Origin of the sequence: Afipia carboxidovorans OM5 (genome assembly GCF_000218565.1) — a bacterium.
Taxonomy (GTDB): Bacteria; Pseudomonadota; Alphaproteobacteria; order Rhizobiales; family Xanthobacteraceae; genus Afipia; species Afipia carboxidovorans.
The window spans coordinates 1193274-1219419 of sequence record NC_015684.1 but is presented as its reverse complement, the minus strand read 5'-3'; the positions used below and the strand labels follow the sequence as shown (position 1 = coordinate 1219419).

23 protein-coding genes are annotated in these 26146 nt (G+C 62.8%); 8 read left to right on the top strand and 15 right to left on the bottom strand.

What is annotated here, in order from left to right; genetic code table 11:
- Positions 1 to 178: 178 nt before the first annotated feature.
- Positions 179 to 2803, bottom strand: a complete 2625-nt coding sequence (ppdK, locus tag OCA5_RS05745) for a pyruvate, phosphate dikinase (protein WP_244396081.1) — start codon at positions 2801 to 2803, stop codon at positions 179 to 181.
- Positions 2804 to 2849: 46 nt separating this feature from the next.
- On the opposite strand from ppdK, the gene OCA5_RS19450 reads away from it, so the two are divergent.
- A complete protein-coding gene (locus OCA5_RS19450) occupies positions 2850 to 3209 on the top strand; it encodes a hypothetical protein (protein ID WP_244396082.1) in 360 nt (119 codons plus the stop codon).
- Positions 3210 to 3240: 31 nt separating this feature from the next.
- Here OCA5_RS19450 and OCA5_RS18685 read toward each other — a convergent pair whose 3' ends face one another.
- Positions 3241 to 3384, bottom strand: coding sequence for a DUF3096 domain-containing protein (locus tag OCA5_RS18685; RefSeq protein ID WP_012564081.1), 144 nt, complete (start codon positions 3382 to 3384; stop codon positions 3241 to 3243).
- A gap of 209 nt (positions 3385 to 3593) precedes the next feature.
- Here OCA5_RS18685 and OCA5_RS05740 point away from each other — a divergent pair, with 209 nt between their 5' ends.
- A complete protein-coding gene (locus OCA5_RS05740; RefSeq protein WP_012564082.1) occupies positions 3594 to 3947 on the top strand; it encodes a DUF1236 domain-containing protein in 354 nt (117 codons plus the stop codon).
- Between the two features lie 80 nt (positions 3948 to 4027).
- Here the strand turns inward: OCA5_RS05740 and glyS are convergent, their stop codons facing one another.
- The 7 genes from glyS to OCA5_RS05705 all read right to left on the bottom strand — a co-directional run bounded on the left by glyS (position 4028) and on the right by OCA5_RS05705 (position 10410).
- Positions 4028 to 6445 carry a glycine--tRNA ligase subunit beta gene (gene glyS, locus OCA5_RS05735; protein ID WP_012564083.1) on the bottom strand — a complete coding sequence of 806 codons (2418 nt, stop codon included), beginning with the start codon at positions 6443 to 6445 and terminating at the stop codon, positions 4028 to 4030.
- A 5-nt stretch (positions 6446 to 6450) separates the two neighbouring features.
- Entirely contained in the window at positions 6451 to 6864 is a 414-nt protein-coding gene (locus tag OCA5_RS05730) for an endonuclease domain-containing protein (protein WP_013912936.1), read from the bottom strand.
- 80 nt (positions 6865 to 6944) lie between these two features.
- The gene (locus OCA5_RS05725) at positions 6945 to 7859 is read right to left on the bottom strand and encodes a glycine--tRNA ligase subunit alpha (protein ID WP_012564086.1); all 915 of its coding nucleotides are present in this window, start codon (positions 7857 to 7859) and stop codon (positions 6945 to 6947) included.
- A 189-nt stretch (positions 7860 to 8048) separates the two neighbouring features.
- Positions 8049 to 8234, bottom strand: coding sequence for a hypothetical protein (locus tag OCA5_RS05720; RefSeq protein WP_012564088.1), 186 nt, complete (start codon positions 8232 to 8234; stop codon positions 8049 to 8051).
- 12 nt (positions 8235 to 8246) lie between these two features.
- Positions 8247 to 9140, bottom strand: coding sequence for a S49 family peptidase (locus tag OCA5_RS05715; protein ID WP_012564089.1), 894 nt, complete (start codon positions 9138 to 9140; stop codon positions 8247 to 8249).
- A gap of 252 nt (positions 9141 to 9392) precedes the next feature.
- Positions 9393 to 10193 (bottom strand): tRNA1(Val) (adenine(37)-N6)-methyltransferase, encoded by an 801-nt coding sequence (locus OCA5_RS05710; protein ID WP_012564090.1) that lies wholly within the window; start codon positions 10191 to 10193, stop codon positions 9393 to 9395.
- Positions 10183 to 10410 (bottom strand): putative signal transducing protein, encoded by a 228-nt coding sequence (locus tag OCA5_RS05705; RefSeq protein WP_012564091.1) that lies wholly within the window; start codon positions 10408 to 10410, stop codon positions 10183 to 10185. Before OCA5_RS05705 ends, OCA5_RS05710 begins: the two co-directional genes overlap by 11 nt.
- A 93-nt stretch (positions 10411 to 10503) precedes the next feature.
- Here OCA5_RS05705 and OCA5_RS05700 point away from each other — a divergent pair, with 93 nt between their 5' ends.
- Positions 10504 to 11514, top strand: coding sequence for a polyprenyl synthetase family protein (locus tag OCA5_RS05700; protein WP_012564092.1), 1011 nt, complete (start codon positions 10504 to 10506; stop codon positions 11512 to 11514).
- Between the two features lies 1 nt (position 11515).
- On the opposite strand, the gene OCA5_RS05695 is transcribed toward OCA5_RS05700, so the two are convergent.
- From OCA5_RS05695 to OCA5_RS05680, 4 genes are all read right to left on the bottom strand, one after another.
- On the bottom strand, positions 11516 to 12400 hold the full coding sequence (locus OCA5_RS05695; RefSeq protein ID WP_013912935.1) for a 4-(cytidine 5'-diphospho)-2-C-methyl-D-erythritol kinase: 885 nt from the start codon (positions 12398 to 12400) through the stop codon (positions 11516 to 11518).
- Positions 12401 to 12542: 142 nt separating this feature from the next.
- The gene (locus OCA5_RS05690) at positions 12543 to 14327 is read right to left on the bottom strand and encodes a tetratricopeptide repeat protein (protein WP_012564094.1); all 1785 of its coding nucleotides are present in this window, start codon (positions 14325 to 14327) and stop codon (positions 12543 to 12545) included.
- A 231-nt stretch (positions 14328 to 14558) separates the two neighbouring features.
- Positions 14559 to 15293 (bottom strand): sulfite exporter TauE/SafE family protein, encoded by a 735-nt coding sequence (locus OCA5_RS05685; RefSeq protein ID WP_012564096.1) that lies wholly within the window; start codon positions 15291 to 15293, stop codon positions 14559 to 14561.
- Between the two features lie 75 nt (positions 15294 to 15368).
- Positions 15369 to 17042: an electron transfer flavoprotein-ubiquinone oxidoreductase gene (locus OCA5_RS05680; protein ID WP_012564097.1), complete on the bottom strand. Its 1674-nt coding sequence runs from the start codon at positions 17040 to 17042 to the stop codon at positions 15369 to 15371.
- Positions 17043 to 17222: 180 nt separating this feature from the next.
- Here OCA5_RS05680 and OCA5_RS05675 point away from each other — a divergent pair, with 180 nt between their 5' ends.
- From OCA5_RS05675 to OCA5_RS05665, 3 genes are all read left to right on the top strand, one after another.
- The gene (locus tag OCA5_RS05675) at positions 17223 to 18041 is read left to right on the top strand and encodes a uracil-DNA glycosylase (protein WP_041559663.1); all 819 of its coding nucleotides are present in this window, start codon (positions 17223 to 17225) and stop codon (positions 18039 to 18041) included.
- Between the two features lie 80 nt (positions 18042 to 18121).
- Positions 18122 to 18904 (top strand): SDR family NAD(P)-dependent oxidoreductase, encoded by a 783-nt coding sequence (locus OCA5_RS05670; protein WP_012564100.1) that lies wholly within the window; start codon positions 18122 to 18124, stop codon positions 18902 to 18904.
- Positions 18905 to 19029: 125 nt separating this feature from the next.
- Positions 19030 to 20238, top strand: a complete 1209-nt coding sequence (locus tag OCA5_RS05665; protein WP_013912933.1) for an MFS transporter — start codon at positions 19030 to 19032, stop codon at positions 20236 to 20238.
- A 50-nt stretch (positions 20239 to 20288) separates the two neighbouring features.
- On the opposite strand, the gene OCA5_RS05660 is transcribed toward OCA5_RS05665, so the two are convergent.
- A complete protein-coding gene (locus OCA5_RS05660) occupies positions 20289 to 20969 on the bottom strand; it encodes a GntR family transcriptional regulator (protein ID WP_013912932.1) in 681 nt (226 codons plus the stop codon).
- Positions 20970 to 21410: 441 nt separating this feature from the next.
- Here OCA5_RS05660 and oxlT point away from each other — a divergent pair, with 441 nt between their 5' ends.
- Positions 21411 to 22706 carry an oxalate/formate MFS antiporter gene (oxlT, locus tag OCA5_RS05655; RefSeq protein WP_012564103.1) on the top strand — a complete coding sequence of 432 codons (1296 nt, stop codon included), beginning with the start codon at positions 21411 to 21413 and terminating at the stop codon, positions 22704 to 22706.
- 65 nt (positions 22707 to 22771) lie between these two features.
- Positions 22772 to 24367, top strand: coding sequence for a gamma-glutamyltransferase family protein (locus tag OCA5_RS05650; RefSeq protein ID WP_012564104.1), 1596 nt, complete (start codon positions 22772 to 22774; stop codon positions 24365 to 24367).
- Between the two features lie 225 nt (positions 24368 to 24592).
- Here the strand turns inward: OCA5_RS05650 and OCA5_RS05645 are convergent, their stop codons facing one another.
- Positions 24593 to 26101 (bottom strand): glycosyltransferase family 39 protein, encoded by a 1509-nt coding sequence (locus tag OCA5_RS05645; protein ID WP_012564105.1) that lies wholly within the window; start codon positions 26099 to 26101, stop codon positions 24593 to 24595.
- Positions 26102 to 26146 lie beyond the last annotated feature (45 nt).

The window sequence follows — 26146 nt, the reverse complement described above, 5'->3', positions numbered from 1 at the left end:
ATCGTGCGACTGCGCCGCCACACGCAACACTATCGCACCGCTGACGCGATGAATCGTGCTCTTTAGTAAACGGCCGCTCTCACAGCGTGGTAAACAATCGGTCAACAAAAGCGAAGGCCGCACCTTCTTTCATGAAGGCGCGGCCCGCAATTTCATCAATTCTATCGTAACCGGCGTATCAGGCCTGACCCGCCGCCGATTTGCCGAGCGCGGCCTGCGCGGCGGCGAGGCGCGCGATCGGCACGCGATAGGGCGAGCACGAGACGTAATCGAGCCCGACCTCGTGGCAGAACGTGACCGATGCCGGGTCGCCACCATGCTCGCCGCAGATTCCCATCTTCAGCTTCGCGCGCACCTTGCGGCCACGCTCGGCGCCGATCCGCACCAGCTCGCCGACACCATCGCGGTCGATCGAGATGAAGGGATCGGTTTCGAGGATGCCCTTGGCGAGATACGGGCCGAGGAACGACGCCGCATCGTCACGGCTGACGCCGAAGCCCGTCTGCGTGAGATCGTTGGTGCCGAACGAGAAGAACTCCGCGCTCTTGGCGATCTCGCCCGCCATCAGGCAGGCGCGCGGCAGTTCGATCATGGTGCCGACCTGATAGGTCAGCTTGCCGCCGGTTTCCTTCACCACCGCCTGCGCCATCGCATCGATGCGGTCGCGCACGATGTCGAATTCGTTGCGGGTGGCGATCAACGGTACCATCACCTCGATCACCGGCGGCTTGCCGGTGCGCTTGGCGGCTTCCACCGCCGCCTCGAAGATGGCACGCGCCTGCATCTCCGCGATCTCCGGATAGACAATCGCGAGACGGCAGCCACGGAAGCCGAGCATCGGGTTGAACTCGGCGAGTTCGCGCACGCGATCGGCGACCTTGCGCGGATCGGTGTTGAGAACGCGCGCGACTTCCTCGATCTCGTGCTGCGTGTGCGGCAGAAATTCGTGGAGCGGCGGGTCGAGCAGCCGGATCGTCACCGGCAGGCCCTTCATGATCTCGAACAGCTCGACGAAATCAGCGCGCTGCATCGGCAACAGTTTTGCAAGCGCCGCACGGCGCGCCTGCTCGTCCTCGGCGACGATCATCTCGCGAACAGTGCGGATACGCGTCTCCTCGAAGAACATGTGCTCGGTGCGGCAAAGGCCGATGCCCTCGGTGCCGAAGCGGAGCGCAGTGCGCGCATCCGCCGGCGTATCGGCATTCGCGCGGATCTTGAGCTTGCGGAATTGATCCGCCCAGCCCATCAGCGTGCCGAACTCCCCGGACAGCTCCGGCTCGATCATCGGCATGCGGCCCGCGAGCACCTGACCGAGTGAGCCATCGATGGTGATGATGTCGCCCGCCTTGAAGGTGCGACCGCCGACCGACAGCGTGCCGCGGCCGTAATCGACACGGATGCTGCCCGCGCCGGAGACGCAGGGCTTGCCCATGCCGCGCGCGACCACCGCCGCGTGCGAGGTCATGCCGCCGCGCGTGGTGAGAATGCCCTCGGCGGCGTGCATGCCGTGAATGTCCTCGGGCGAGGTCTCAACACGCACCAGCACCACCTTGTGGCCTTCGGAATGCAGCTTCGCGGCTTCATCGGAGGAGAACACGATCTCGCCCGACGCGGCACCCGGCGACGCCGGCAGACCGGTCGCGACGATATCGCGCTCGGCGTTCGGATCGATGGTCGGATGCAACAACTGATCGAGCGAGGCGGGCTCGATGCGCGCAACGGCATCCTTCTTCGAAATCAGACCTTCATTGGCGAGCTCGACCGCAATGCGCAGCGCCGCCTTGGTGGTGCGCTTGCCGTTGCGGGTCTGCAGCATCCACAGCTTGCCCTGCTCGACCGTGAATTCCATGTCCTGCATGTCACGGTAGTGCTTCTCGAGCTTCTGATAGATGCGCGTCAGCTCGGCGAAAGCCTCGGGCATTTCCGATTCCATCGACGGCTTGTCGGAGCCGGACTCCTTGCGCGCCGCCTCGGTGATCTCCTGCGGCGTACGGATGCCGGCGACGACGTCCTCGCCCTGCGCGTTGATGAGGAATTCGCCGTAGAGGCGGCGCTCGCCGGTCGAGGGGTTGCGCGTGAACGCAACGCCGGTCGCGGAGGTGTCGCCCATGTTGCCGAACACCATGGACTGCACGTTGACGGCGGTGCCCCACGATTCAGGGATATCGTGCAGGCGGCGATAGGTGACGGCGCGCGCCGTCATCCACGAGCCGAACACTGCGCCGATCGCACCCCAGAGCTGTTCGTGCGGGTCCTGCGGGAAGTCGTTGCCGGTCTCGCGCGCGATAACTTCCTTATAGCGGCCGACGATAACCTGCCAGTCGTCTGCATTGAGATCGGTGTCGAGCGAGTAGCCCTTGCTGTCCTTGTAGGTGTCGAGCACGTCCTCGAAGTGATGATGCTCGAAGCCCAGCACCACGTTCGAATACATGGTGATGAAGCGGCGGTAGCTGTCAAAGGCGAAGCGGCGATCGCTGGCGTTCGCAGCCAGCGCTTCCACCGTCACGTCGTTGAGGCCGAGGTTGAGGACGGTGTCCATCATGCCCGGCATCGAGGCGCGCGCACCGGAGCGCACGGAGACGAGCAGCGGGTTCTTGGCGTCGCCGAATTTCTTGCCGACAGCCTTGCCGACAATATCGAGAGCCTTCTCGACCTGAGCCTTCAGCTCTTTCGGGTAGCTCTTGTTGTTGGCGTAGAAGTAGGTGCAGACCGTGGTCGGGATGGTAAAGCCGGGAGGGACCGGCAACCCGAGGTTGGACATTTCGGCGAGGTTGGCGCCTTTGCCGCCGAGCAGGTCTCGCATACTCGCTTTGCCTTCGGCCTTGCCGTCGCCGAAGAGGTAGACCCATTTGCCGGATTTCGCGGCGGTTTTCGTGATCGTCGGCCGTTTGGCGGCGGAGGATTTCAGGGCTTTCGCCGGGGTGCGGGCTTTGGTCGGAGCCGCTCTCGTCAGCGCTTTCGCGGGCGCGCTTCTGGCCGCTTTCGTTGGCGTTTTCTTGGCCGCCTTTTTAGGCACCTTGCGGGGCGGCGCCTTTTGCACGGTCTTGCGTGAGGCCGCCGCGCGCTTGTTCGAGGATTTTGCTTTTACGGATGATTTTTTGACCCTGGAGAGAGCTTTTGCCATGACCGCCAGTCGCTGGATGGAATTGGAAAGCAGGCGCGTTACACCACGGTTTGAAGGCGTGATGCAAGGTATGCGCGACGCATAGCACGTCGCCGCAATATCGACTTTCGACTAGCTCAGCGGAAAATGCCGAGCCCGAGAATGCCGACAAAAATCAGATAGATCGCGACGATGAAGTTCAGAAGCCGCGGCACGAGGAGAATCAGGATGCCGGCGATCAACGCGACAACAGGTTGCAGATGGGCGACAGTAATCGTCATGACGGCATCTCCTGGAAGCACGGGGTTGAGTTCGTCGCGGGACGTATCGCTCAGCGCGATAGACGATCAACGACGATTCTGAAAGCCGATCAGTTCCACTCCCGCACAAAATGGCCCCAATGATGTCACGACTGGTGCAGGAACACCCCTCGTCTCCGTGAATTGACCGGCAGCCGCTCTCAGCCGGCATCACTTTACAGGAGACAGACATGCGACAGTCAGCACTTGTTCTTGCCGTCCTCGCCGGTACTGCCGGCCTGCCTGCACTTGCGCACGCACAGGACCGCATCATCGTGCGTGAGGGCGCAACAACCGGCATGGTGGTGGAAGGTATCTCGCCCGATGTCCGGCCGCGCTTCCGTGAATATCTCGTGCAGGAGAACGTCCCGAACTACACCGTACCCGGCCGTATCATCGTCGGCGCAACGTTGCCGGAAATCGGCGTGACCTATTACGACGTGCCGCAGCAGTATGGCGCGCATCGCTACCGCTATACCCGCGTCAACGATGAATACGTCGTGGTCGATCCGCAGACGCGCCGGATCATTCAGGTGATCGATTAAGCGGACGGATCGGTTCACCTCTCCCGTGGGGAGAGGTGAGGGATTGCTTCGCTCGCAATGACGAAATTTGAACTAAGGCTTCAGTCCTGAATCCTGGAGAAATCCGCGACCGCGCGCGTCGCCTCGCGGATTTCGTTCAGGAGCTTGAGGCGGTTTTCGCGCACCGCCTTGTCGTCGTCGTTGACCTTGACCTTGTCGAAGAACGCATCGACCGCGGGCCGCAGCTTCGCCAGCACGCTCATCGCGCCTGCAAAATCTTCCCTAGCAACCGCCGCGGCTGCCTCAGCCTTCACCTCATCGATGGCGCGCGCGAGAGCCTTCTCTTCATCGAGCTTGTAGAGCGCGGCATCCGGCGCACCGGTGAAGCTGCGCTTGTCCTTCTTCTCCTCGATGGCGAGGATGTTCGCCGCGCGCTTGGTGCCCGCGAGCAAATTCTTGCCGTCGTCGGTATCGAGGAATTTTCCGAGCGCCTCGACCCGGCGCACGACCATCAAGAGATCGTCCTGCCCTTCAAGAGCGAACACCGCATCAACGAGGTCATGCCGCGCACCCTGCTCGCGGAGCTGGACTTTCAGGCGATCGGCGAAGAAGGAGAGAACGTCGGAAGGCAGTTTATCGAGCACTCCTAAACACACAGAGTAATCCAAGACTTCCTTCCGAAAAACCGAGGGCGTCATTTTCTGCAGAAGAAAGTAATTCGCTACAGACTCATCGGAAAGGTCCCTTTCCCCACGATAACACCAGATTTCTTGATCTGAAGGCAAAGGCCATTTTTCTTCATAGAACGAGACTGACCCGTCTTCTTCGGTATGACACCATTCCGATTCGTCTTGCCAAAATGAAAGTTTCTCAAAGAACCCTGACGTTGGATTGCGCGTAAACAAACGAAAGGCATTTGCTTCTTTTCGTAGAAACAGTTCATGAGCAGAACGAAGTCGCTCAATAATTTTTAAGCGTAAAGAATTATCGCTTATTAACCGGATCACACCCAGCGCAGCGCGGCGCAACGCGAATGGGTCCTTCGATCCGGTCGGCTTTTCATCGATCGCCCAGAACCCGGTGAGAATGTCGATCTTGTCCGCGAGCGCAACAGCAATCGCAACGGGATCGCTCGGCACGCGGTCGCTCGGGCCCTGCGGCTTGTAGTGATCCTCAATCGCCTGCGCGACGCTCGCGTCCTCGCCCTGGGCCAGCGCGTAGTACTTGCCCATCAGGCCTTGCACCTCGGGAAATTCGCCGACGACTTCGGTGAGCAGGTCCGCCTTGGCAAGACGCGCGGCGCGCTTCGCCTTTTCCACGTCGGCGCCGACCAGCGGCGCGAGCTCAGCCGCCAGCCGCTCGATGCGCGCGATACGCTCGGCCTGCGAGCCGAGTTTTTCGTGGAACACAATATTGTCAAATTTGTTGAGCCGCTCCTCAAGCCGGGTTTTGAGGTCGGTCTCATAGAAGAATTTGGCGTCCGACAGCCGTGCGCGGATCACGCGCTCATTGCCGGCGATGATCGCACTGCCGCCGTCACTCGCCTCGATGTTGGCGATGAGAATGAACTTCGGCGCGAGCTTTCCGGTCGGCGCCGCGTCGCCGAGCGCAGTCCGCGACGCTGCGCCAGACTTGGGATCGCGCACCACAAAGCACTTCTGATTGTTGCGGATGGTGGCGCGGATCACCTCATCGGGGATCGCGAGAAACGCCGGATCGAACGAGCCCATCAGCGCGACCGGCCATTCGACAAGACCCGCCGCTTCTTCAAGCAACGCGTCGTCTTCGACAAGCTCATAGCCTTGCGCGAATGCAAGCTGCTTCGCATCCGCAAGGATCGTATCGCGCCGGCGCTGCGGATCGAGCATCACCTTGGCGGCATCGAGCTTCGCGACATAATCCTCGAAGCGGCGCACGGAAAATTCGGCCGGCGCCATGAAGCGATGACCGCGTGTCACCTGCCCCGCTTTGATGCCACCGACATCGAACGTCACAACGTCGGGGTCTTCGGTCTCGAGGCCGAAGGTCGCGACGATGGAATGCAGCGGCCGCACCCATGTGAGCGCGCCGGATTTTGCCGAACGCTCGCCCCAGCGCATCTGCTTCGGCCACGGGAAGGTGCGCACGACAACCGGCAAGATCTCCGCGATCACATCGATCGCGGGACGGCCCGTCTTCTCGATCAGCGCGATATAGAAATCGCCCTTCTTCGGGTCTTTCTGAATCTTTGCTTCATCGAGCGAGGCAAGACCGGTTGCTTTCAGAAAGCCCTGGATCGCCGCGTCCGGCGCGCCGACCTTGGGACCCTTGCGCTCTTCCTTCAGATCGGGCTGACGGCCGGGCAAGCCATGCACGGTGAGCGCGAGACGGCGCGGCGTCGCAAATGCCTTGGCGCCATCATAGACAAGCCCCTCGGCGACAAGCTTGTCGGTCACCATCTTGCGCAGATCATCCGCCGCCTTCGCCTGCATGCGGGCGGGAATTTCTTCGGAGAACAGTTCAAACAGAAGATCGGGCATGATTTCTACTCACCCTCCCCTTGAGGGGGAGGGTCGCCTGCCAAAAGCAGGCGGGGTGGGGTGGCGTCGATCGCCTGACGTATCATCTCCAGCACAGCCGTCGTCTTGTTCATCACGTCATTGTTCCAAAATCGAAGCACGCGGTAACCTTCATCGTTCAACCAGCGCGTTCGCTCACCATCTCTTCGTAGACCTTCGTCCGTTCCGTGCTGCGATCCATCAACCTCAATAACCAGTTTCACAGACAGGCTGGCAAAATCCGCGATGTAAGGCCCGATCGCAACCTGCCGCCTGAAATGACTCCCCTGTACATCAAGATGTCGGAGATGATGCCAAAGGAGCGCCTCTGCACCCGTTACATTCGCTCGTAATCGCTTCGCAGTCCGCCGCTTGAAGTCGCTGACAGTCTTCCTGACCATTCGCCACCCCACCCCGGCTCGCTACGCTCGCCGACCCTCCCCCTCAAGGGGAGGGTAAACTCAAACCATCACGTACAAAACTATCCCCTCACCCCACCCGCTTCGGTATGAATCCATGCCTCACCGCAGGCTTTAGCCAGTTCGCGCACGCGCAGAATGTAGCTCTGGCGCTCGGTGACAGAGATCACGCCGCGCGCGTCCAACAAATTGAACACATGGCTTGCCTTGATGCACTGATCATAGGCCGGCAGCGCCATCAGGTGCTTGTCCTTCTTGTCGCTCGCCCAACCGGCATCGAGATATTTTTTGCACGCGCCTTCGGCCATTTTGAATTGCTCGAACAGCATCGCGGTGTCGGCGTGCTCGAAGTTGTGCCGCGAATATTCCTGCTCGGCCTGCAGGAACACATCGCCATAGGTCACCTTCTCGGCGCCATCGCGGCCGTTGAAATTGAGGTCGTAGACATTGTCGACGCCCTGCACATACATCGCCAAGCGCTCGAGACCGTAAGTGAGTTCGCCCGCGACCGGCGCGCATTCGACGCCCGCGACCTGCTGGAAGTAAGTGAACTGCGACACTTCCATGCCGTCGCACCAGCATTCCCAGCCGAGCCCCCACGCACCGAGCGTCGGGCTCTCCCAATCGTCCTCGACAAAGCGGATGTCGTGGAGCGCGGCATCGACGCCGATCGCCGCGAGCGATTTCAGATAGAGGTCCTGAATGTCTTCAGGCGATGGCTTCAGGATCACCTGAAACTGATAGTAGTGCTGCAGGCGGTTCGGATTCTCGCCATAGCGGCCGTCCTTGGGGCGGCGCGAAGGCTGCACATAGGCCGCGTTCCAGCGCTTCGGACCGAGCGCGCGCAACGTCGTCGCCGGATGGAAGGTGCCTGCACCGACCTCCATGTCGTAGGGCTGCAGGATGATGCAGCCGTAATCGGCCCAATAGCGCTGCAATGTCAGGATCAGGCCCTGAAACGACTTTTCGGGGCGCATATGCGGCGGAAGCGTATCCATGGAGATGTCTGCAATCAGGTCAAAGGCGGCAAAGCCGGGCTGGCGCGGCGGACCGTATCGGCGCGGGGGTCAGGAATCAAGGAGAGGCCGCGGAAAACGGCGTTCTTCGCGGAATCCGGCAAGTCCTTCCAGAGCCATGCTTAATCCGGACGGACCGATGCGGCTCGCCTAATGCGGACGGTAAGTGCCGGTCTGCGGGTCGCGGCGCAGCCGCACCGCGTCGGTCTGCTCGGAAACCGCCTGCTCACGCGCCTCATCGAGCTCGCGATTGATGCGGCGGCTTTCCTTCATGGCGAACCGAACCAGTGCGGCTCCGCCCATCACACCCAGTGCAATCAGAACCAGCGGCGGCATGCGTTCCTCACCTCAAAGTCCGTAGCGCGCCCACAAGGCGCGCGCCTCGATTGCGGAAATCAGATCATCACCGAGGCCCGCACCAAGACCCGCCGCGATCATCGCGCCGGCGCCCGGCTTCCGGCCTGAAAGATTGGCGAGCAGCCCGCTCTTCGGTGCGATCACCGGCATGCGGACAGTCTCGCCAAACCGCGCACGCAACACGCCGCGCAGATCACCAATCGCATCGGCAAGTCCGAGTTCGATCGAACGGTTCCCGGCCCAGTATTCGCCGGAGAACAGATAGGCCTCCTCGCCTTTCAATCGCGCGCCGCGACTCCGTTTCACAAGGGCGATGAAGTCGTCGTGAATATCGCGCTGGATTGCTTTCAGCCGCGCCACGTCGTCCGGGTTTTCCGGCAGGAACGGATCGAGGCTGCTTTTATGCTCGCCCGAGGTGTAGATCCTGCGCTCGATGCCGAACCGCTTGATGAAATCCTGAAAGCCGAAGGTGCCGCCGATCACGCCGACCGATCCCAGGATCGAGGATGGATCGCAGAAAATCTCATCGGCCGCGCACGCGATCATGTAACCGCCGGAGGCTGCGACATCCTCGACGAAAGCCAGCACCGGAATTCCCTTCGCCGCGGCAAGCTGGCGGATACGCGTGTAGATCTGGCGCGACTGCACCGGCGAGCCGCCCGGCGAATTGATGACGAGTGCGACCGCCTGCGCGCGCTTGGTCTCGAAGGCCTTGTCGAGCGTCTTGCTGACGCCTGCGAGCGTGAGCCCCGGACGCAGCGGCGTCACCGCCCCGATCGTGCCGCTAAGGCGGACCACGGGAACGACCGGTGCGCGAAAGCGTTCCGGCAGGTAGCGGGTCCAGTCACTCATCAGCACTTTTTGATCGCCTCTCTCAAAGGTCATGAAACGCTTTCCACATTAACCGCTTATTAGCCATGAGCTGACACTTAGAGCGCCCTGCGGCACAGCCCTTGCTTCGACAAAGCGAGCGGATGTCCGCCTTTGCCGGTCAAGCCCCCGGCAATGCCAGCCGAAAAAGGTGCCTCGATGAAAATCTACCTGATGATGTTGATGTTGGGGGCTCTTTTTACGGCGATCCGATTCACGTCCAGCCAAGATAAGCGACCGACCTCGCTTCCGCAGTAAGCGTTCCGCCTATTTTTCGGGCACGTCACGCGGCGTTTGGTCCGCCCCGGAACCGAGCGCCGCACCTTCGAGAATTGATTTCGCTTCTGCTGATGGATTTCCCGCAACATCGTTCAGCACAAGGCCGGCGCACAGGTGAAGCGGCGCCCGGCTTCCCTTGACTGCCCGCACCAGAATCCGGATCGCCGCGCCTTCGGGCTTTGGATAGACCGGAACAATCTCGATCCCGCCGAAACCGCGGCGAAGCGCCGCGAGCACCCGGTCAAGCTCATCGGCGCGCCAGATCAGCGTCAGCGTGCCGCCGGATTTCAGAACGCGGCGCGCGGCTCCAACCCAGACATCGAGCACCTCGCCCTCATCGAGATGCGCCGTCCGCCGCGCCGCATCGGGCGAGGCGCGATGCCGTTCCGCTGCATGAAAGGGTGGATTCATCAGCACATGGTCGGCGCAATCCGGCGGCAGCCCGGCTTCCGCAAATTGTGCGGGCGGCGCGCCAAGATCGAGAACCACGGCTCGCGCCACGATGTTGTTCGCAGTCGCATTGGCTTGCGCGAGATCAACGAGCGCGGGATTGATATCGATCAGGGTGAGATCGATGCCATTCACCCGCCATGCCAACGCGAGCCCCGCCGCTCCCGCGCCCGCGCCGAATTCGACAACACGTGCGCCAGCCTGCGCCCGAACGGCGGCCGCAAGCAGGATCGCATCATGGCCCGCGCGATGGCCGCGCCTCGGCTGGCGAAGCGAGAGCCGCCCCGCGAGAAAGGCATCCTCGGTGAAATCGGCGGCAGCGGCCGGATCAGCGGGCATCGCGCAATTCGTGCCCCAGCCCGGCCTCGGTCAGCAATTGGCGAGCGGCGGCATCGTCGTCGTCGCTCACGAGCATCCGGCGGGGAATGGCACCGGCCGAACCTTCGAGGACGCTCATATTGCCGTCGAGCAGCACGTGCTTGATGTTCGCCCCATCGAGCAGCGCACCCACAGCCGACACCAGAACCATATCGTTTGTCCGCAAAATCTCGCGCAATCCTGCTTCCTCCCGTCGCCCATGACCGAGGAGCCCTTGCCGTGAGACGCCTCAGTTTCTATTGTCCGCCCAGCCAGACCCCGGAGACCCTGCGTGGCCGTTATCGTACCTTTTGAGAGTCATTCCACCCCCTCGATCGACCGGCTTGTTTCGCTTGTGGCGGACGATATGGCAGGGGTCAATACGACCATTCTGGCGCGGACCGGGTCTGAAGTCACCATGATCCCGGAGGTCGCGAACCACCTGATCTCCTCGGGCGGCAAACGGCTGCGGCCGATGCTGACGCTCGCGATGGCGCAGCTCGCGGGCTATGTCGGCGACGGCCACATCAAGCTCGCCGCCGCAGTTGAATTCATGCACACTGCAACGCTGCTGCACGACGACGTCGTCGACGAGAGCGAACTGCGCCGCGGCAAGCTGTCAGCGCGGATGCTGTGGGGCAACGAGGCGAGCGTACTCGTCGGTGATTTCCTGCTCGGCCAGGCCTTCCGGATGATGGTCGAGGTCGGATCGCTGCGCGCGCTCGATATCCTGTCGTCGGCCGCTGCTACTATTGCCGAAGGCGAGGTAATGCAGCTTGCCGCCGCGAAGAACACCGCAACCACCGAGGACGAATATCTTGCGGTGATCCGCGGCAAGACAGCAGAACTGTTTGCCGCCGCCTGCGAGGTGGGCCCGGTGATTGCTGAGCGGCCGAAGGCTGAGCAGACCGCCTGCCGCGCGGTCGGCATGAATCTCGGCATCGCCTTCCAGCTTGTCGATGACGTGCTCGACTATGGCGGCACCGCCGCAAAGCTCGGCAAGAACGTCGGCGACGATTTCCGCGAAGGCAAGATCACGCTGCCGGTCGTTCTCGCCTTCCGCCGCGGCAACGATGTCGAGCGCGACTTCTGGATCAGGACGCTTGAGCGCGGCGAGGTTGCGGACGCCGATCTCGACCATGCTATCGGCTTGATGGCCAAGCATCGTGCACTTGAAGATACCATGCAGCGCGCGGAGCATTACGGCGCGAAGGCCGTCGACGCGCTGGCGCTGTTTCCATCCTCGCCGATGAAGAGCGCGCTCGAACAGGTCGTGGCGTTCTGCCTCGCCCGCTCGAACTAAACTAGCTCAACACCCCGGCGTGGACCCACCATTGCGGATGGGCCTGCGCGACATGACCTGCGATCTCTTTCGCGGTCGCAACGTCATCATAGACTGCAAAACAAGTCGCCCCCGAGCCCGACATCCGCGCAAACCGCACACCCTCGTGTGCGCGCAGCGCAGCCAGAACCTCGCCGATCACCGGCTCGACGCGTAGCGCCGGCGCTTCCAGATGGTTGACGCCCATCGCAAGCTGCGTGATCCAATCACTAGCCGAGGCTCCATCCTTGGGCAGCGTCACCGCCTCGATCATCTCGCCGACGCCGACCCGCAACTCGCCGGCACGAAGCCCAAGCCCCGCGAAGACGTCCTTGGTCGCCACCGCAACCCGCGGATTGACCAGAACGCACGCGAGCGGCGGCAGATCGAGTATCGTCAGATTTTCGCCGACCCCGCTCATCACGCAGGCATGCGAGGGCACGCACACCGGCACGTCGGCACCGGTCGCACGTGCCGTCTCGACCAGCCGCGGATCATCGGTTGCGAGGCCGTTGATCTTTGCCAGCAGCCGCAGCGCCGCCGCGGCGTCGGCCGAGCCGCCACCGATGCCCGCCGCCACCGGCAGATGCTTGTCGAGCGTGAAGTGGCCGAGCCGCAAGCCCGGCACGCGTTCGGCGAGATGACGCGCAGCACGGATGACGAGGTTATCGTCGCCCTCGCCACAGACAGCGGCGCCGGGGCCGGTGACAGTGAGGCCGAGATCGCGATGCGGATCGAGCGTCAGGCGATCTGCGCAATCGGCGAACGCAACGATGCTGTAGAGATCGTGATAGCCGTCCGGGCGGCGGCCCAACACACGCAGCGTCAAATTGACCTTGGCCCGCGCGATATCGGTCAGCTCACCCATCGACATCCCTTTTCATCGTGCCCGCGCCTGTCGGCGGCAGCTTCAGCCATACCAAGACGGCAATGGCCGGGACAAGCCCGGCCATTGCATCTGAGAACTGCGCGCCGAAGGACGGCGGACTCCAGGACTCGTACCCAAGGGGCTAGCCGCCCTTGTCGTCCTTCTTCTTGTCCACGGATGCCGCAGCCTCGCCGGGCGGCAGGTCCGGCAGGCCGTTCGCGATCTTCTCCTCGATCTTCGGCAATTCCTCCGCCTCGGGCTTCAGATCGCGCGCATGCGTCCACTGATACTTCGCCTCGAGCGTCCGGCCGACACGCCAATAAGCATCGCCGAGATGGTCGTTGATGGTCGGGTCTTCCGGTTTGAGATCGATGGCGCGCTCGAGCGTCTTCACCGCGTTGTCGTAGTCGCCGATGCGATAATAAGCCCAGCCGAGCGAATCGACGATGTAGCCATCGTCAGGGCGCTGCTCGACCGCGCGGCGGATCATCGCCATGCCCTCGGGCAGATTCATGCCCTTATCGACCCACGAATAGCCGAGATAGTTCAGAACGTGCGCCTGCTCGGGTTGCAGCTCCAATGCCTTCTTCAGGTCGGCCTCAGCTTTCGGCCAGCGCTTGGAGCGCTCCTCGCAGATGCCGCGGAAATAGAACAGCACCCAGCTCGGCTTTGACGCATCGGATGAATCGATCGCCTTGGTATAGGTCTCGCTGCAATCGTCGAACTTCTTGCGCGCGCGCTGGATGTTGCCGAGCGCCGTCAGCGCCTCGGTGTCCTTGGCATCGCTCGCCACGACATCCTCGAGAATCTTCACCGCTTCGTCGGTGCGCTCGACGCTATCGAGATCGGTCGCAAGCTGAATCTGCGCATTGCGCTTCAGCGGCGAGTTTGCCGGCATACGCTCGTACACCTTGATCGCGAATTGCGGCTTCTTCACTGACTCATAGAGATCGGCAAGCGACAGCAGCGCCAGCGGGTGCGTGGGCTGCAGATAGAGCGCAAGCTGCAAGTAGATGAGCGCGAGGTCTTCGCCGCCGCGCCGCGTCAGCGACGAGCCGATGCCATAGAGCGCCTCGGCAGCACCGGCCTGCGGCGTATCGATCTGCGCCGGCAGCTTCTTGCCCGCCTTCAAATCCTTCAACGCATCGAGCACCATCGGATGGCGCGGCACCTTGGTGCTGAAGGTCTCGAACAATGCAGTTGCTTCCGTCGGGCCCTTGTTGCGCGACAACCAGCGGCCATAGGCATCGACAATCCGCAGCGCGGTGTCATCGAGCTTGTAGGCCGCCTCAAAGCGGACGCCCGCATCCTTCTGCCGGTTGGCAAGCTCGTCGATCAGGCCGGCATGCAGGTTCTTGAAGATCGGGTACCATTCGGGGCCGGTGAGCTTGTCGATGTTGGCAAGCGCGGTAGACGTGTTGCCCGCCCCCTGCATCGCATAGCTCGACAAAAGCGTCGCCACGAGATCGGTGATCGGCCCCCGCACCGACTGGTTGATGTGCTGCTGCGCCGCCGTGTATTTCTTCTGCTTCAGCGCGTGAACGCCTTCGACAAGGCGCGCAACGCGGTTCGTCTTGTCGATCGCGAGAATTTTGCCGGCGAGCTTGACCGCCTCTTCCATCTCGCCATCGGCGACCGAGGAGATGAAGGCGCGATCGAGAAGATCGTTGTTCTTCGGATTGAGGCGCAGTGCCGCGCGATAGAACGAGGCGGCCACCCCGGCGTCGCGATCCGCGCTCGCATGACGTGCGGCGAGATAGCTGCCCGCCGGGCTCAATCCCTGCAGGTCCCGCGCCGTCGGATAGCTCGACAGGCCGTTGTCGATCGTGGGCGTCGGCTCGGCGAAGCCTGCAACCGGCGCGAGGCCGACGAGCGCCGCAACCGCGGCAATCCGCACCGCGCGAGAAGAACGAGTTTGGAAATTCACGCGCACCGTCTCCGTGAGAAGGGGTTGAAAGGGCAAGGCGCGAGGGCCGCCCGACCGACCTGCACAATGGCCCGTTTGCAGGCCATTCGCAAGGATTCGCACCGCCGTCAGAACGGCTCAGAAAGTATGGCCGTATCGTGGCCGTTGCCTGCGGGAACGCAAAAGCCCGCCTGAGGCATAGGGGTGCGGAACACACCGTTTCAGCGTCATCGAAAGCTGCTTTGGTGCGCGTCAAATGTTTTTAACGATCAGCGCGGCACCCGACACGATCAGGATGATGTAGATCATGAAGAGCAGGCTCTCGCTCTTCAACCTGTCGTGAAGGTGATGGCCAAGCTTCACGCCGGCGAAGCAGGCTGGCAGCGCGAACAGCCACCACCACCAGATGTGCGCATTCGCATAGAGGCCGCTCGCACCGAAAATGATGATCCGCAGCGTCGTCGTCACCACGATCACATTCAGGATGGTGGCGCGCAGTTCGCCCTTGTCCCAGATCCGGCTGGAAAGATAAGCCACGAAAATCGGGCCGCCGGTTCCGAACGTCATCGAGATCGCGCCTGCGACGAGGCCGAGCGGAATCGCAAGCCATCGATTGATCTGCGCCCTGCCCTTGGGCCCGAGCAGACGATAGAGGCCATACCCGCAGATGAGGACGCCGAGCGCGAGGAGCAGCAACCGTTCCGGAGCTGTCAGCAGGATCGTCGCGCCGCCGAGCATGCCGATAATGGTCGGCGGCAACAGCACGCGAAGCTCGCCGTAGTTCGCCTGCTTGCGGAACTTCGCCATGTTCCACAGCACGAACACGGTATCGAGCAGCGTCATCAGCGGCACGAAAAACTTGAGCGATCCGATCATCGCAAGGAGCGGCATCGCAACAAGACTCTGGCCGAAACCGGTAATGCCGAACAGCGTATAAGCGCCGAACAGGATGAATGCCGTCAGACCAAATGAAGCGACGTCATCCATCGGGCCTCCCCCAAAGCTTTCACGGAGGCTTTCCTGATCGAGGCTGTCCTTATCAAGGCTCTCACCGCGCGCCTCTCACATGCCCTGATAGTTCGGACCGCCGCCACCTTCCGGCGGCACCCACACGATATTTTCGTTCGGGTCCTTGATGTCGCAGGTTTTGCAGTGAACGCAGTTCTGCGCGTTGATCTGAAAACGGGGACCGTCCGGCTCATCGAGCCATTCATAGACGCCCGCCGGACAATAGCGGTTCGATGGCCCGGCGAAGACATCGTGCTCGGACGATTTCTGCAGCGCCATGTCGCGCACCTTGAGGTGGATCGGCTGATCCTCCTCGTGATTGGTGTTCGAGAGAAACACCGACGACAGCCGATCGAAGGTGAGCTTGCCATCCGGCTTCTGCACGGGGCGAAGCTTGCAGGCGCTCGCGGGCCGCAACGTGGCACTGTCGGGCTTTCCGTGACCCAGCGTGCCGAACAGAGACAGGCCGAGCAGCGTCTGCATCCACATGTCGAGACCGCCGAGCGCCACGCCGAGCACCGTGCCGTATCGCGACCACAACGGCTTGACGTTGCGCACGCGATAGAGGTCGCGCCCGACCGAGGATAACCGCCAGCCCTCTTCATAAGCCGCAAGCTCATCGTTGGCGCGCCCGTCGGCGAGCGCCTCCACGACATGACGCGCGGCGATCATGCCGCTGCGCATCGCGTTGTGAACACCTTTGATGCGCGGCACGTTGACGAAACCAGCGGCACAGCCGATCAGCGCGCCGCCCGGAAACGACAGCTTCGGCACCGACTGATAGCCGCCCTCGGTGATCGCGCGCGCGCCGTAGGACAACCGCTTGCCGCCTTCCAACATCGGTGCAACCGAAGCGTGGGTCTTGAAGCGCTGGAATTCCTCGAACGGTGACAGATAAGGATCATCGTAATTGAGATGCACTACGAAACCGATGGAAACGAGGTCCTCGCCGTAGTGATAGAGGAACGAGCCGCCACCGGTTTTGCTATCGAGCGGCCAGCCGAACGAATGGCGGACAAGGCCCGCTTGATGCTTCGCCTTGTCAATCTGCCAGACTTCCTTGAGCCCGATTCCGAATTTCGGCGGCTCACGATCCTGCGCAAGGCTGTAATGCGCGATCAACTGCTTCGTCAGGCTGCCGCGCGCACCCTCGGCGAACAGCGTATACTTGCCGAGCAATTCCATGCCGCGCGTGAAAGACGCCTTGTGCGAGCCGTCGCGCGCAACGCCCATATCGCCTGTCGCAACGCCGCGCACCTCACCCGCCTCGCCATACACGATCTCCGCCCCGGCGAAGCCCGGATAGATCTCGACGCCGAGCGCCTCGGCACGCGCACCGAGCCAGCGGCATAGATCGCCAAGCGAGCCGATGTAGCAATGATGGTTGTTCATCAGCGGCGGCATAAAGACATTCGGTAGCTTCACCGCCCCGCCGCCGGTCATCCAGTAAAACTGATCCTCGGTGACGCGGGTCTTGAGCGGGCAGTTATCCTCCTCGCGCCATTCGGGAAGGAGATCGTCGAGCGAGGCCGGATCGATTACCGCACCCGACAGAATATGCGCGCCGACCTCGGAGCCCTTCTCGATCACCACCACGCTGAGCTCGGGCTCGATCTGCTTCAGGCGAATCGCGGCAGAGAGCCCCGCGGGGCCTGCTCCCACAATGACGACATCGAACTCCATGGACTCACGGGGCTCGGCTTCGTGGGACTGCAACTCGTCGTTCATGTCGGGACTCGGCGGATGGCAGGCGGGATTAAAAGATCACACGTTGTTGACGATTTTTCCTGAGGCGGCAAGCCATCCGAAATTCATTGCAGCCGTGCGGGATGGCAGGGCTCAATGCGAATGCGATAGGATGCAAATCGGGACTCTCATTCCCGGCCGGGACGCTTTAGAATGACCACCATGATGTCCGAGCGCCCGCCTACACAGCACGAACTGCTGGCTTTCTATCTGGAAGCCGGCGTCGATTGCGCGCTCGCAGAAGAGCCCGTCAATCGCCTGTCGGAGACAGAAGCGGAGCCCGCACCGATGCGCGCGACGCCCGTCAGGGAACGGCCGGCCCCTCTTCCCGTACCGCGCACCGACGTCGCGCCCGCGCCAGACGTCGCCATCGAATCCGCGCGCGAACTCGCCCCGCAAGCGAAGACCCTGGATGAGTTGCGCGGCCTGCTCGAAGTCTTCGACGGCTGTGCATTGAAGATGACAGCGACCAGATTGGTTTTCGGTGATGGCAATCCGCAGGCGCGCGTCATGTTCGTCGGCGAAGCGCCGGGCCGCGACGAAGACCTGCAGGGCATTCCTTTCATCGGCCGCTCGGGCAAGCTTCTCGATCTGATGCTCGCCTCGATCGGGCTCGACCGCACCAGCGCCTATATCGCGAACGTCATCCCCTGGCGCCCGCCCGGCAACCGCGAGCCGTCGCCGCATGAGACGCAGATGTGCCTGCCGTTCATCAGACGGCAGATCGAACTCGTCGACCCGGATGTTCTTGTCTGTCTCGGCAAGCCATCCTCACAGGCCGTGCTCGAACTCAAGGACGGCATCGTGAAAAGCCGCGGGCGCTGGTTCGACTACAACACCGGCACGCGCATGATCCGCGCGATGGCGACTTTCCACCCCGCCTACCTGCTGCGCCAACCGATCTACAAGCGCATGACATGGAAAGATTTGCGCATGATCCGCCGCGCGCTTGCAGCGTTGCCGCCGCGTGAGAGCGCGTGACGCACGCACACACGCGCTCGCACGCAACCCCTCGACATCACGCCGGGGGCAGCACATCCGTTTCGCCTCAGGAGACTCCCATGGCCGCAGAGAACAACGGAAATTCAAAAGCGAAGATCGCTCTTGTGACGGGCGGCAGCCGCGGCCTCGGCCGCAACACCGCGCTCAGCCTTGCCCGCAAGGGCATCGACGTCATCATCACCTATCATTCCAATCACGCGGAAGCCGACGCCACCGTCGCCGACATCAAGGCGCTCGGACGCAAGGCGGCGGCGCTGCAACTCGACACCGGCGCAACCGGCAGCTTCGCCGATTTCGCCACGCGCCTGAAGACAACGCTTCACAACACATGGAGTGCGGCGCAGTTCGATTACCTCGTCAACAATGCCGGCATCGGTATCTACAAGCCGTTTGCGGAAACCACCGAGGCCGATTTCGACCGCCTGATGAATATCCACGTCAAGGGCGTGTACTTCCTGACCCAGACGCTGCTGCCGCTGATCGCGGACGGCGGACGCATCGTGAACCTCTCGAGCGGCCTCACCCGTTTCAGCCTGCCGGGCTTTTCCGCCTATGCCGCAGCGAAGGGCGCCATCGAAGTGCTGACGCATTATCTCGCGCGGGAACTGGGGCCACGCCGCATCGCCGTCAATACGGTGGCGCCCGGCGCCATCGAGACCGATTTCGGCGGCGGCCGCGTCCGCGACGATGCCGAAGCGAACCAGCAGGTCGCGAGCGCCACCCCGCTCGGCCGCGCCGGGTTGCCGGACGATATCGGGCCGATGATCGCGTCGCTGCTGTCGGAGGACAACCGCTGGATCAACGGCCAGCGCATCGAAGTTTCCGGCGGGATCTTCGTCTGAGCCATTTCCCTCGCGCCATGCGACTCACGTGCGAAAATGCATAGGGGGTCTTCGCAACCGGGAGAAGGCTTTTCCATTTCACCCCGGCATGCGAGAGAGATTTTCTCTTGCGCGCCGGGACCATCATGACCGCCTTCGCTCTCGATACCAGTGACGACCGGAAAGCCCGCGATATGGCGGGGCGACTTGCCGTCGCCCAGGCGCTGACCGGCGCCAACACCGCGGTGATTTTCGCGACCGGCTCGATCGTCGGCGCCGCAATCGCGCCAAGCCTGTCGCTCGCAACGCTGCCGCTATCGGTCTACGTCGTCGGGATCGCCGCCGGCACGCTGCCCACCGGGTGGATTTCGCGGACCTACGGTCGCCGCACCGCATTCCTGATCGGCTCCGGCTGTGGCGCACTGTGCGGCCTTCTCGCCGCGATCGCCATCATCTGGAGCTCGTTCCCGCTGTTCTGCCTCGCAACCTTCTGCGGCGGCCTCTACGGCGCGGTTTCGCAAACCTATCGCTTTGCCGCAGCCGATCGCGCAAGCGAGGGATTCCGGCCCAAGGCGATCTCGTGGGTGCTGGCGGGCGGCATCTTTGCAGGCGTGCTTGGTCCGCAACTCGTGCAGTGGACGATGGATTACTGGCCACCACATCTGTTCGCGGCAAGCTTCGTCGTGCAGGCGATCGTCGCGCTGGTGGCGATGGCAGTGCTCTCCACGGTGGATGCGCCGAAACCCGCCGCAACCGACTTGTATCGCGGGCGGCCGCTTTATCAGATCATCGGTCAGAGCAGCTTCATCGCGGCGGCGCTGTGCGGCACCGTCGCCTACGCCATGATGAATCTGGTGATGACCTCGGCACCGCTCGCGATGCAAATCTGCGGGCTGCCGATCAGCGATTCCAACTTCGGCATTCAGTGGCACATCGTGGCGATGTATGGCCCGAGCTTCTTCACGGGCTCGCTGATTGCGCGCTTCGGCGCACCGGTGATCGTTGCGATTGGCCTCGCGCTCGAGGCGACCGCCGCAGCGATCGGCATGTCCGGCATCACGCCGATGCACTTCTGGGTGATGCTGATCGTGCTCGGGTTCGGTTGGAATTTCGGCTTTATCGGCGCCTCCGCGCTGGTAGTGGAAGCCCATCGGCCCGAGGAGCGCAACAAGGTGCAGGCCTTCAACGACTTCCTGGTGTTCGGCATGATGGCGATCGGCTCGTTCGCCTCCGGCCAACTGCTCGCTGATTTCGGCTGGACCATCGTCAACGCCGTGGTGTTTCCGCCGGTCGCGGTCGCGCTGATCTGCCTCGGCGTCGCACGCCTGATGAAGCGTCGGGCGCGGTCTTCATAAAAAGAGAATGCTGGAGAAGCAGCAGGCCGTCAGCCGCTGCTTGAAAACGCCTAGCCCATGCCGAAGAACATCAGCGTCTTGCGGGTGTATTCCTCGGCGTAATCGACGATGCGGTCGGAGCCTTCGCGCGCGCCCGCCTCGTCGTTCTCCGCGATCCGCCGCGCCACGAAGGCATGCAGCGCGCAGACCCGCTGCAGGTCGCCGAACTGTTTGAAATGCACGTACCAGAACCGCCGCGTCTGCGCCTCGATCGGGGAGATCGCCTGCGCGGCATATTTGTTGCGCGCGGTCGTCACGATCAGCGAGTTGAACTCGCGGTCCGCCTCGACAAAGATGTGGCCATCATTGGCGGCAGCCGACCGCTCGAACATTGCCGCCAGTTCGCGAAAGCGCTTGCGTTCGGGCTCGCCTGCAAAGCGCGCGGCACGTCCCGCCAGCACGTTCTCGATGCCCTTACGAACTTCGATCATCGCGAGCTGATCGACGAGATCGATTTCGGAGACGAAAGCGCCCGAGCGCGGCACGATCCTGACCGTCCCCTCGAACGACAGCCGCTGCAGCGCTTCGCGGATCGGCGTGCGACCAATGCCGAGCTTGGCACTCAACGACGCTTCGGAAATGCGCGAGCCAGGCGGCAGCTCGTGCGTCACGATCATCGCCTCGATCAGGCGATAGGCCGTACGCGACTGCGGCTCATCGTCATGGACTTCGTCAACTTCAGGTAGCGTCATGGTGCGCATTGTAAACGCAGGTGTCATTGCAAGGTGTGAAAAAGCAGGCGGGAATGCTGAATGCAAGCCCGCCCAGTGGAGGATAACGAAACGTCGCCCCTGCGACAAAAAGACATCGTGTTGCGGCCGTGAAGCCGGAAGAGCTCGAACAACGAGCCCCTAGCGCAAGAGCCACGAGCGAATCGCGGCGATAAATCACATCGGATCGGTATCTGAAGGGCACGGCGTCCGCCATGCGCGACCATCCGATTCTGCGATCTGAGTCCGGAAATCTACGGCAGGATCGCTGACCTACTCTCCACCGCTCCCTTGTCGCCAGACTCAAATACCGCTTGCAGCCTCCGACAAAGTTCAAATACAACTGACATGGTAGAGATATCTCAGTGAAAAACAAGGCACCAGAAAATGGGCCGACAGTCACAACATAGGGAGCGAAGCAAAATGACGACCACAACTGCACCAAACGGGGCGTCGCCATCGACGCGATGGTTCCAACTTATTCTCGGCATGATCGCCATGATGGCGATCTCCAGCCCACAATACGTCTGGGCGCTGTTCACCGGCCCTCTGACGGAAAAACTGCGGGTGCCGCTCGCAGAAATTCAGGTGACCTTCTCACTGCTGATCGTGCTGCAGACCTTCCTGTCGCCCGCTCAGGGATATCTCGTCGACCGCTTCGGCCCTCGCCTTCTGCTGTCGTTCGGCGCAGCGCTGACCGGCCTGAGCTGGGTGCTCGCCGCACAGGTTGAGAGCCTGATGGGCCTCTACCTCACCTATGGTCTTCTCGGCGGCATCGGTACCGGCATCATCTATGTCGGCGTTGTCGGCATGATGGTGCAGTGGTTCCCGGACAAGCGCGGTCTTGCGACCGGCCTCGTCGCTGCGGGCTACGGCTTCGGTGCGATCCTCACCACGCTGCCGATCTCAACGAGCCTGAAGACGAGCGGCCTGTCGAGCACGCTCATGACCTTCGGCGTCATCATCGGCGTCGTCGGCATCCTTGCGGCTCTCGGCACCCGCCGTCCGTCCACTGCCGTCGCTCACGTCGCGGCCGATGCGGAAGAGCGCGGCCTCGTGCAGGAAACCCGCAACTACACGCCGCGGGAAATGCTGCGCAGCCCGATCTTCTATTTGCTGTTCGTGATGATGACCATGATGTCCACCTCGGGCCTGATGGTGATCTCGCAGATGGGCGCCTTCGCCAAGGACTTCGGCGTCAAGGACGCGCTCGTCTTCGGCCTCGCCGCCCTGCCGCTCGCGCTGACCATCGACCGCATCACCAACGGTCTCACCCGTCCGTTCTTCGGCTGGGTGTCCGACCGGATCGGCCGCGAGAACACCATGACCATTGCCTTCGGCCTTGAGGGCATTGCGATGACGATCTGGCTGCTCTATGCCCACAATCCGTTGGCCTTCGTGCTGCTGTCGGGCGTCGTGTTCTTCGGCTGGGGTGAAATCTTCTCGCTGTTCCCCTCGACGCTGACGGATACGTTCGGCACCAAGCACGCCACCACGAACTATGGTTTCCTGTATATTGCACAGGGTATCGGCGCGATCCTCGGCGGCCCGCTCGCGGCGCTGCTGCATCAGATGACGCTGTCCTGGCACGTGGTGTTCGGCGTTGCGATCACGATGGACCTGGCAACGGCGTTCCTTGCGTTCTTCGTGCTGAAGCGGATGCGCGCCAACCATCGGGCCCGCAATGCGCAGCAGATGGCGGCGCTCGCGACTGCCTAACGATCATCAGCCGGGGCGCTCGGCGCGCCCCGGCTCTTTCCACGCACAACAGATCAGGTCGAAAGATGTTACAAACTGTTCGTTCCACCCGCGGTATGGCCGTTGCTCCGCATACCCTGGCAGCACAAGCCGCCGTCGATATTCTGCGGGCGGGCGGCAATGCCCTCGAAGCCATGGTCGCGGCGGCATCCACCATCGCGGTGGTCTACCCCCACATGAACAGCTTCGGCGGTGACGGATTCTGGACGATCTCCTGCCCCGGCAAGCCGGTGGTCGCCATCGAGGCCTGCGGCCCGGCGGCGAGCAGCGTCTCCACCGAGTACTACACGGCCAAGGGCTACAAGAAGATTCCGACACGCGGGCCGGATTCCGCCAACACCATCGCCGGCGCGATCGGCGGCTGGCAGGCGGCGCTCGAACTCAGCAAGGAATGGGGCGGCAAGCTGCCGCTCGGCCGGCTTCTGGAAAACGCAATCTTCTATGCCAAGGACGGCATTCCAGTTTCGCGTTCGCAGATGATCGCGACCACCAAGAAGCTCGACGAGTTGAAGCCGATCCCGGGCTTTGCCGAAACCTTCCTCGTCGACGGCAAGGTGCCGCAGCCGGGCGACCGGATGCGCTTCGAGCCGCTCGGCCGGACATTGCAGGCACTCGCTGACGACGGCCTCGACAGCTTCTATCGCGGCCGCATCGCCGAGAGCATCGCCAAAGAGCTCAAGGCGCTCGGCAGCCCGATCTCGGCCGAGGATCTCGCGAAGTATCGCGCGCAGATCCGCACGCCGCTCGTGCTCAAGCACAGCCTCGGCCAGATCTACAATCTGACCCCGCCGACACAGGGGCTCGTCTCGCTGATGATCCTCGGCATTGTCGACCGCCTCGGCATCGACCGCTTCACGGCAGAGAGCGCCGAGTACGTCCATTGCGTCGTGGAGGCGACCAAGCAGGCATTCATGATCCGTGATCGCCACATCACCGACCTCGACCACATGGACATCGATCCGCAGTCCCTGCTCTCGCCTGAGCACCTCGACAAGTTGACCTCGGCGGTCAACATGGAGGCGGCGCTGCCGTGGGGCCAGGGCAAGGGACCGGCCGACACCGTGTGGATGGGCGTGATCGACGGCGAAGGCCGCGCGGTGTCGTTCATTCAGAGCATCTATCACGAGTACGGCAGCGGCATCGTGCTGTCGGACACCGGCATCAACTGGCAGAACCGCGGCTGCTCGTTCTCGCTCGATCCGCAGCACATCAACGCGCTCGCGCCGAACAAGAAGCCGTTCCACACGCTCAACCCCGCACTGGCGCGGCTGAACGACGGTCGTGTCATGGTCTACGGCACGATGGGCGGCGACGGCCAGCCGCAGACGCAGGCCGCCGTGTTCACGCGCTACGCTGTCTATAATCAGACGGTGCAGGCGGCGATCACCTCCCCGCGCTGGCTGCTCGGACGCACATGGGGCGAAGACACCGATAGCCTCAAGCTCGAAGGCCGCTTCCCTGAAGAGACCTGCCGCAAGCTCAAAGCGCTCGGCCATGACGTCGAGATGGTCGACAATTTCGACGAGATCGTCGGCCACGCCGGCGCCATCGTTCACTATCCGAACGGTGTCTTTGAAGGAGGCAGCGACCCGCGCAGCAATGGCGGTGTCGCGAGCTTCTGATGTCCTCGCCTTCAGCGGCGGCGGCTATCCGCCTCTGAAGGTGCGTGCGGTGAAGCAACCCGGCTGGCCCCTACCCCTTCCGGGTTGCTTCGCTTTACGCGTAACGGCGGCTTCAATGCAAGCCGCACGCGATCACGACAAATAAAAAAATTCTAGCCCGCAGTCACGCGAGTGACGCAAGAGCTCTTCAACTCGCGCGCGCTTTGTCTGCTTTTCTTCTGATGCCTACTTGGTATCGCGCGGACGCACCACGCCCCAGCCGATCCGCAGCGTTTCCTGCTGCCCTTCGATCAGCCGATCGAACGTGCGCGGCACTTCGGCAACGAGGCCGGGAAACTGCTTTGCGAGTTCCGGCGGCGGCGCACCGACCGTATCGTGCGCGCGCCACACCACGACCCCGCCTCCATTGTTGATCGTTGCGGTGTCGATCCATGGCGTCCGGCTGTAGCGTGTACCGAACAGCACTTGCGGCCGCGACGGCGCGCCGAGGCTAATGAGCGACGCAATCTGCGGATCGCCTGCAACCGCCGGCAGCGGACGATTGGTGCGCAGGCGATAATGGTCGGAAAAGAACGTGCCCATCTGGCGCGCAGGCAGCGAGGTCTGCACCTCCTTGCCGTCTATCCAGGGCTGCACACCCACTATCACGAGTACGATGATGACCGGCGTCGCAAGCGCCAGAAGCCAGATCGCGCGCAGCACCTGCTGACGGCGCAGATAGATGAGATCGCCGCCCATCACGACCACGAGAACACCGGCGAGAAGCAGCACGACACCATTGCCGCCGATGACATGATCAAACCCGAACGCAGCAGAGACCGGCGGAAACAGCACAAGCGGCAGCACGCCGAAGAACAGCACGAAGTGCCGCGCGAGCGGATCGAGATGCGGGCGGAAGATCGCAGGCGCTTCCTCGCCCTTGCGCTCGAACCAGGGCGCGTTCGCCACGACAAGCGCAATGACGCCGAGCGCCGACAGCACCAGCGCGCCGTACAACAGAGCCGCGCGCCACGCATAAGCCTCAAGCGAACCAAGCGAGAGGCGCCGCCAGATGACGCCGTTGCGCACCAGCCAGATCGCATAAGGCAGCGCGATAACGGCAATCACGAGAAGACCGAGCACCGGGTCGATCGACCTGAGCGCCTTGCGGCCGCGGGACGTGGCGAGCGCAAAGATGACGAGCAGACAGAACAGAACCGGCGCTATCGCGGTGGTGAGAAACAACAGCCCGAGTTCGATCGAGAGCGCGAACCATGCGCCGCGTCGTCCCTCGCCAATGACATACCATGCATGAAGAAGCACGAGCGCCCATAAGGGCCGCGCCAATATATCGGGGCCGAACTCCAGCCCCGGATAACTGAACGCCGCGATGGCGATCGTCAGAAGCGTGGCGACCGCACCCTGCTGCGGACCGACCATTGCGCGCGCAAGCGCGAACACCGCGGCCATCGTCACCACGAAACAGATCTGCGCGAGAATATAGACGCCGAACGCGTAGCCGCCGACAAGGCGGAACGCGACATCGGCAAGCCAGAATGCGAGTGGCGGCCCGAGTTCGCTTCCGAGCTGATATTCGCGGCCGAAGGCCAGCACATCCGGCACGCGGCCGGGCGGACTGAGATAAAGCAGCGTCGGCAGGATCAGCCACACCAGCGCCAGCGCAAGAACGCTGCCCCAGAAAATCCATCGCGGCTTGGCGCGGATAAGCTCGACGATCAGGGAGGTGAAACGCATCGCGCGGGCGGACCGGGGCGGGAGGGCGGAAAGAGCGCTATCGCG

Excerpts from the sequence above, each read along its gene's own strand:
- OCA5_RS05650 (WP_012564104.1), top strand. The coding sequence starts at position 22,772 with ATGTTACAAACTGTTCGTTCCACCCGCGGTATGGCCGTTGCTCCGCAT.
- OCA5_RS05725 (WP_012564086.1), bottom strand. The coding sequence starts at position 7,859 with ATGCGCCCCGAAAAGTCGTTTCAGGGCCTGATCCTGACATTGCAGCGC.
- glyS (WP_012564083.1), bottom strand. The coding sequence starts at position 6,445 with ATGCCCGATCTTCTGTTTGAACTGTTCTCCGAAGAAATTCCCGCCCGC.
- OCA5_RS05645 (WP_012564105.1), bottom strand. The coding sequence starts at position 26,101 with ATGCGTTTCACCTCCCTGATCGTCGAGCTTATCCGCGCCAAGCCGCGA.
- ppdK (WP_244396081.1), bottom strand. The coding sequence starts at position 2,803 with ATGCGAGACCTGCTCGGCGGCAAAGGCGCCAACCTCGCCGAAATGTCC.
- OCA5_RS05695 (WP_013912935.1), bottom strand. The coding sequence starts at position 12,400 with ATGGGTGAGCTGACCGATATCGCGCGGGCCAAGGTCAATTTGACGCTG.
- OCA5_RS18685 (WP_012564081.1), bottom strand. The coding sequence starts at position 3,384 with ATGACGATTACTGTCGCCCATCTGCAACCTGTTGTCGCGTTGATCGCC.
- OCA5_RS05730 (WP_013912936.1), bottom strand. The coding sequence starts at position 6,864 with ATGGTCAGGAAGACTGTCAGCGACTTCAAGCGGCGGACTGCGAAGCGA.
- OCA5_RS05670 (WP_012564100.1), top strand. The coding sequence starts at position 18,122 with ATGGCCGCAGAGAACAACGGAAATTCAAAAGCGAAGATCGCTCTTGTG.
- OCA5_RS05740 (WP_012564082.1), top strand. The coding sequence starts at position 3,594 with ATGCGACAGTCAGCACTTGTTCTTGCCGTCCTCGCCGGTACTGCCGGC.
- OCA5_RS05720 (WP_012564088.1), bottom strand. The coding sequence starts at position 8,234 with ATGCCGCCGCTGGTTCTGATTGCACTGGGTGTGATGGGCGGAGCCGCA.
- OCA5_RS05715 (WP_012564089.1), bottom strand. The coding sequence starts at position 9,140 with ATGACCTTTGAGAGAGGCGATCAAAAAGTGCTGATGAGTGACTGGACC.
- oxlT (WP_012564103.1), top strand. The coding sequence starts at position 21,411 with ATGACGACCACAACTGCACCAAACGGGGCGTCGCCATCGACGCGATGG.
- OCA5_RS05680 (WP_012564097.1), bottom strand. The coding sequence starts at position 17,042 with ATGAACGACGAGTTGCAGTCCCACGAAGCCGAGCCCCGTGAGTCCATG.
- OCA5_RS05665 (WP_013912933.1), top strand. The coding sequence starts at position 19,030 with ATGACCGCCTTCGCTCTCGATACCAGTGACGACCGGAAAGCCCGCGAT.
- OCA5_RS05675 (WP_041559663.1), top strand. The coding sequence starts at position 17,223 with ATGATGTCCGAGCGCCCGCCTACACAGCACGAACTGCTGGCTTTCTAT.
- OCA5_RS05685 (WP_012564096.1), bottom strand. The coding sequence starts at position 15,293 with ATGGATGACGTCGCTTCATTTGGTCTGACGGCATTCATCCTGTTCGGC.
- OCA5_RS05660 (WP_013912932.1), bottom strand. The coding sequence starts at position 20,969 with ATGACGCTACCTGAAGTTGACGAAGTCCATGACGATGAGCCGCAGTCG.
- OCA5_RS05710 (WP_012564090.1), bottom strand. The coding sequence starts at position 10,193 with ATGCCCGCTGATCCGGCCGCTGCCGCCGATTTCACCGAGGATGCCTTT.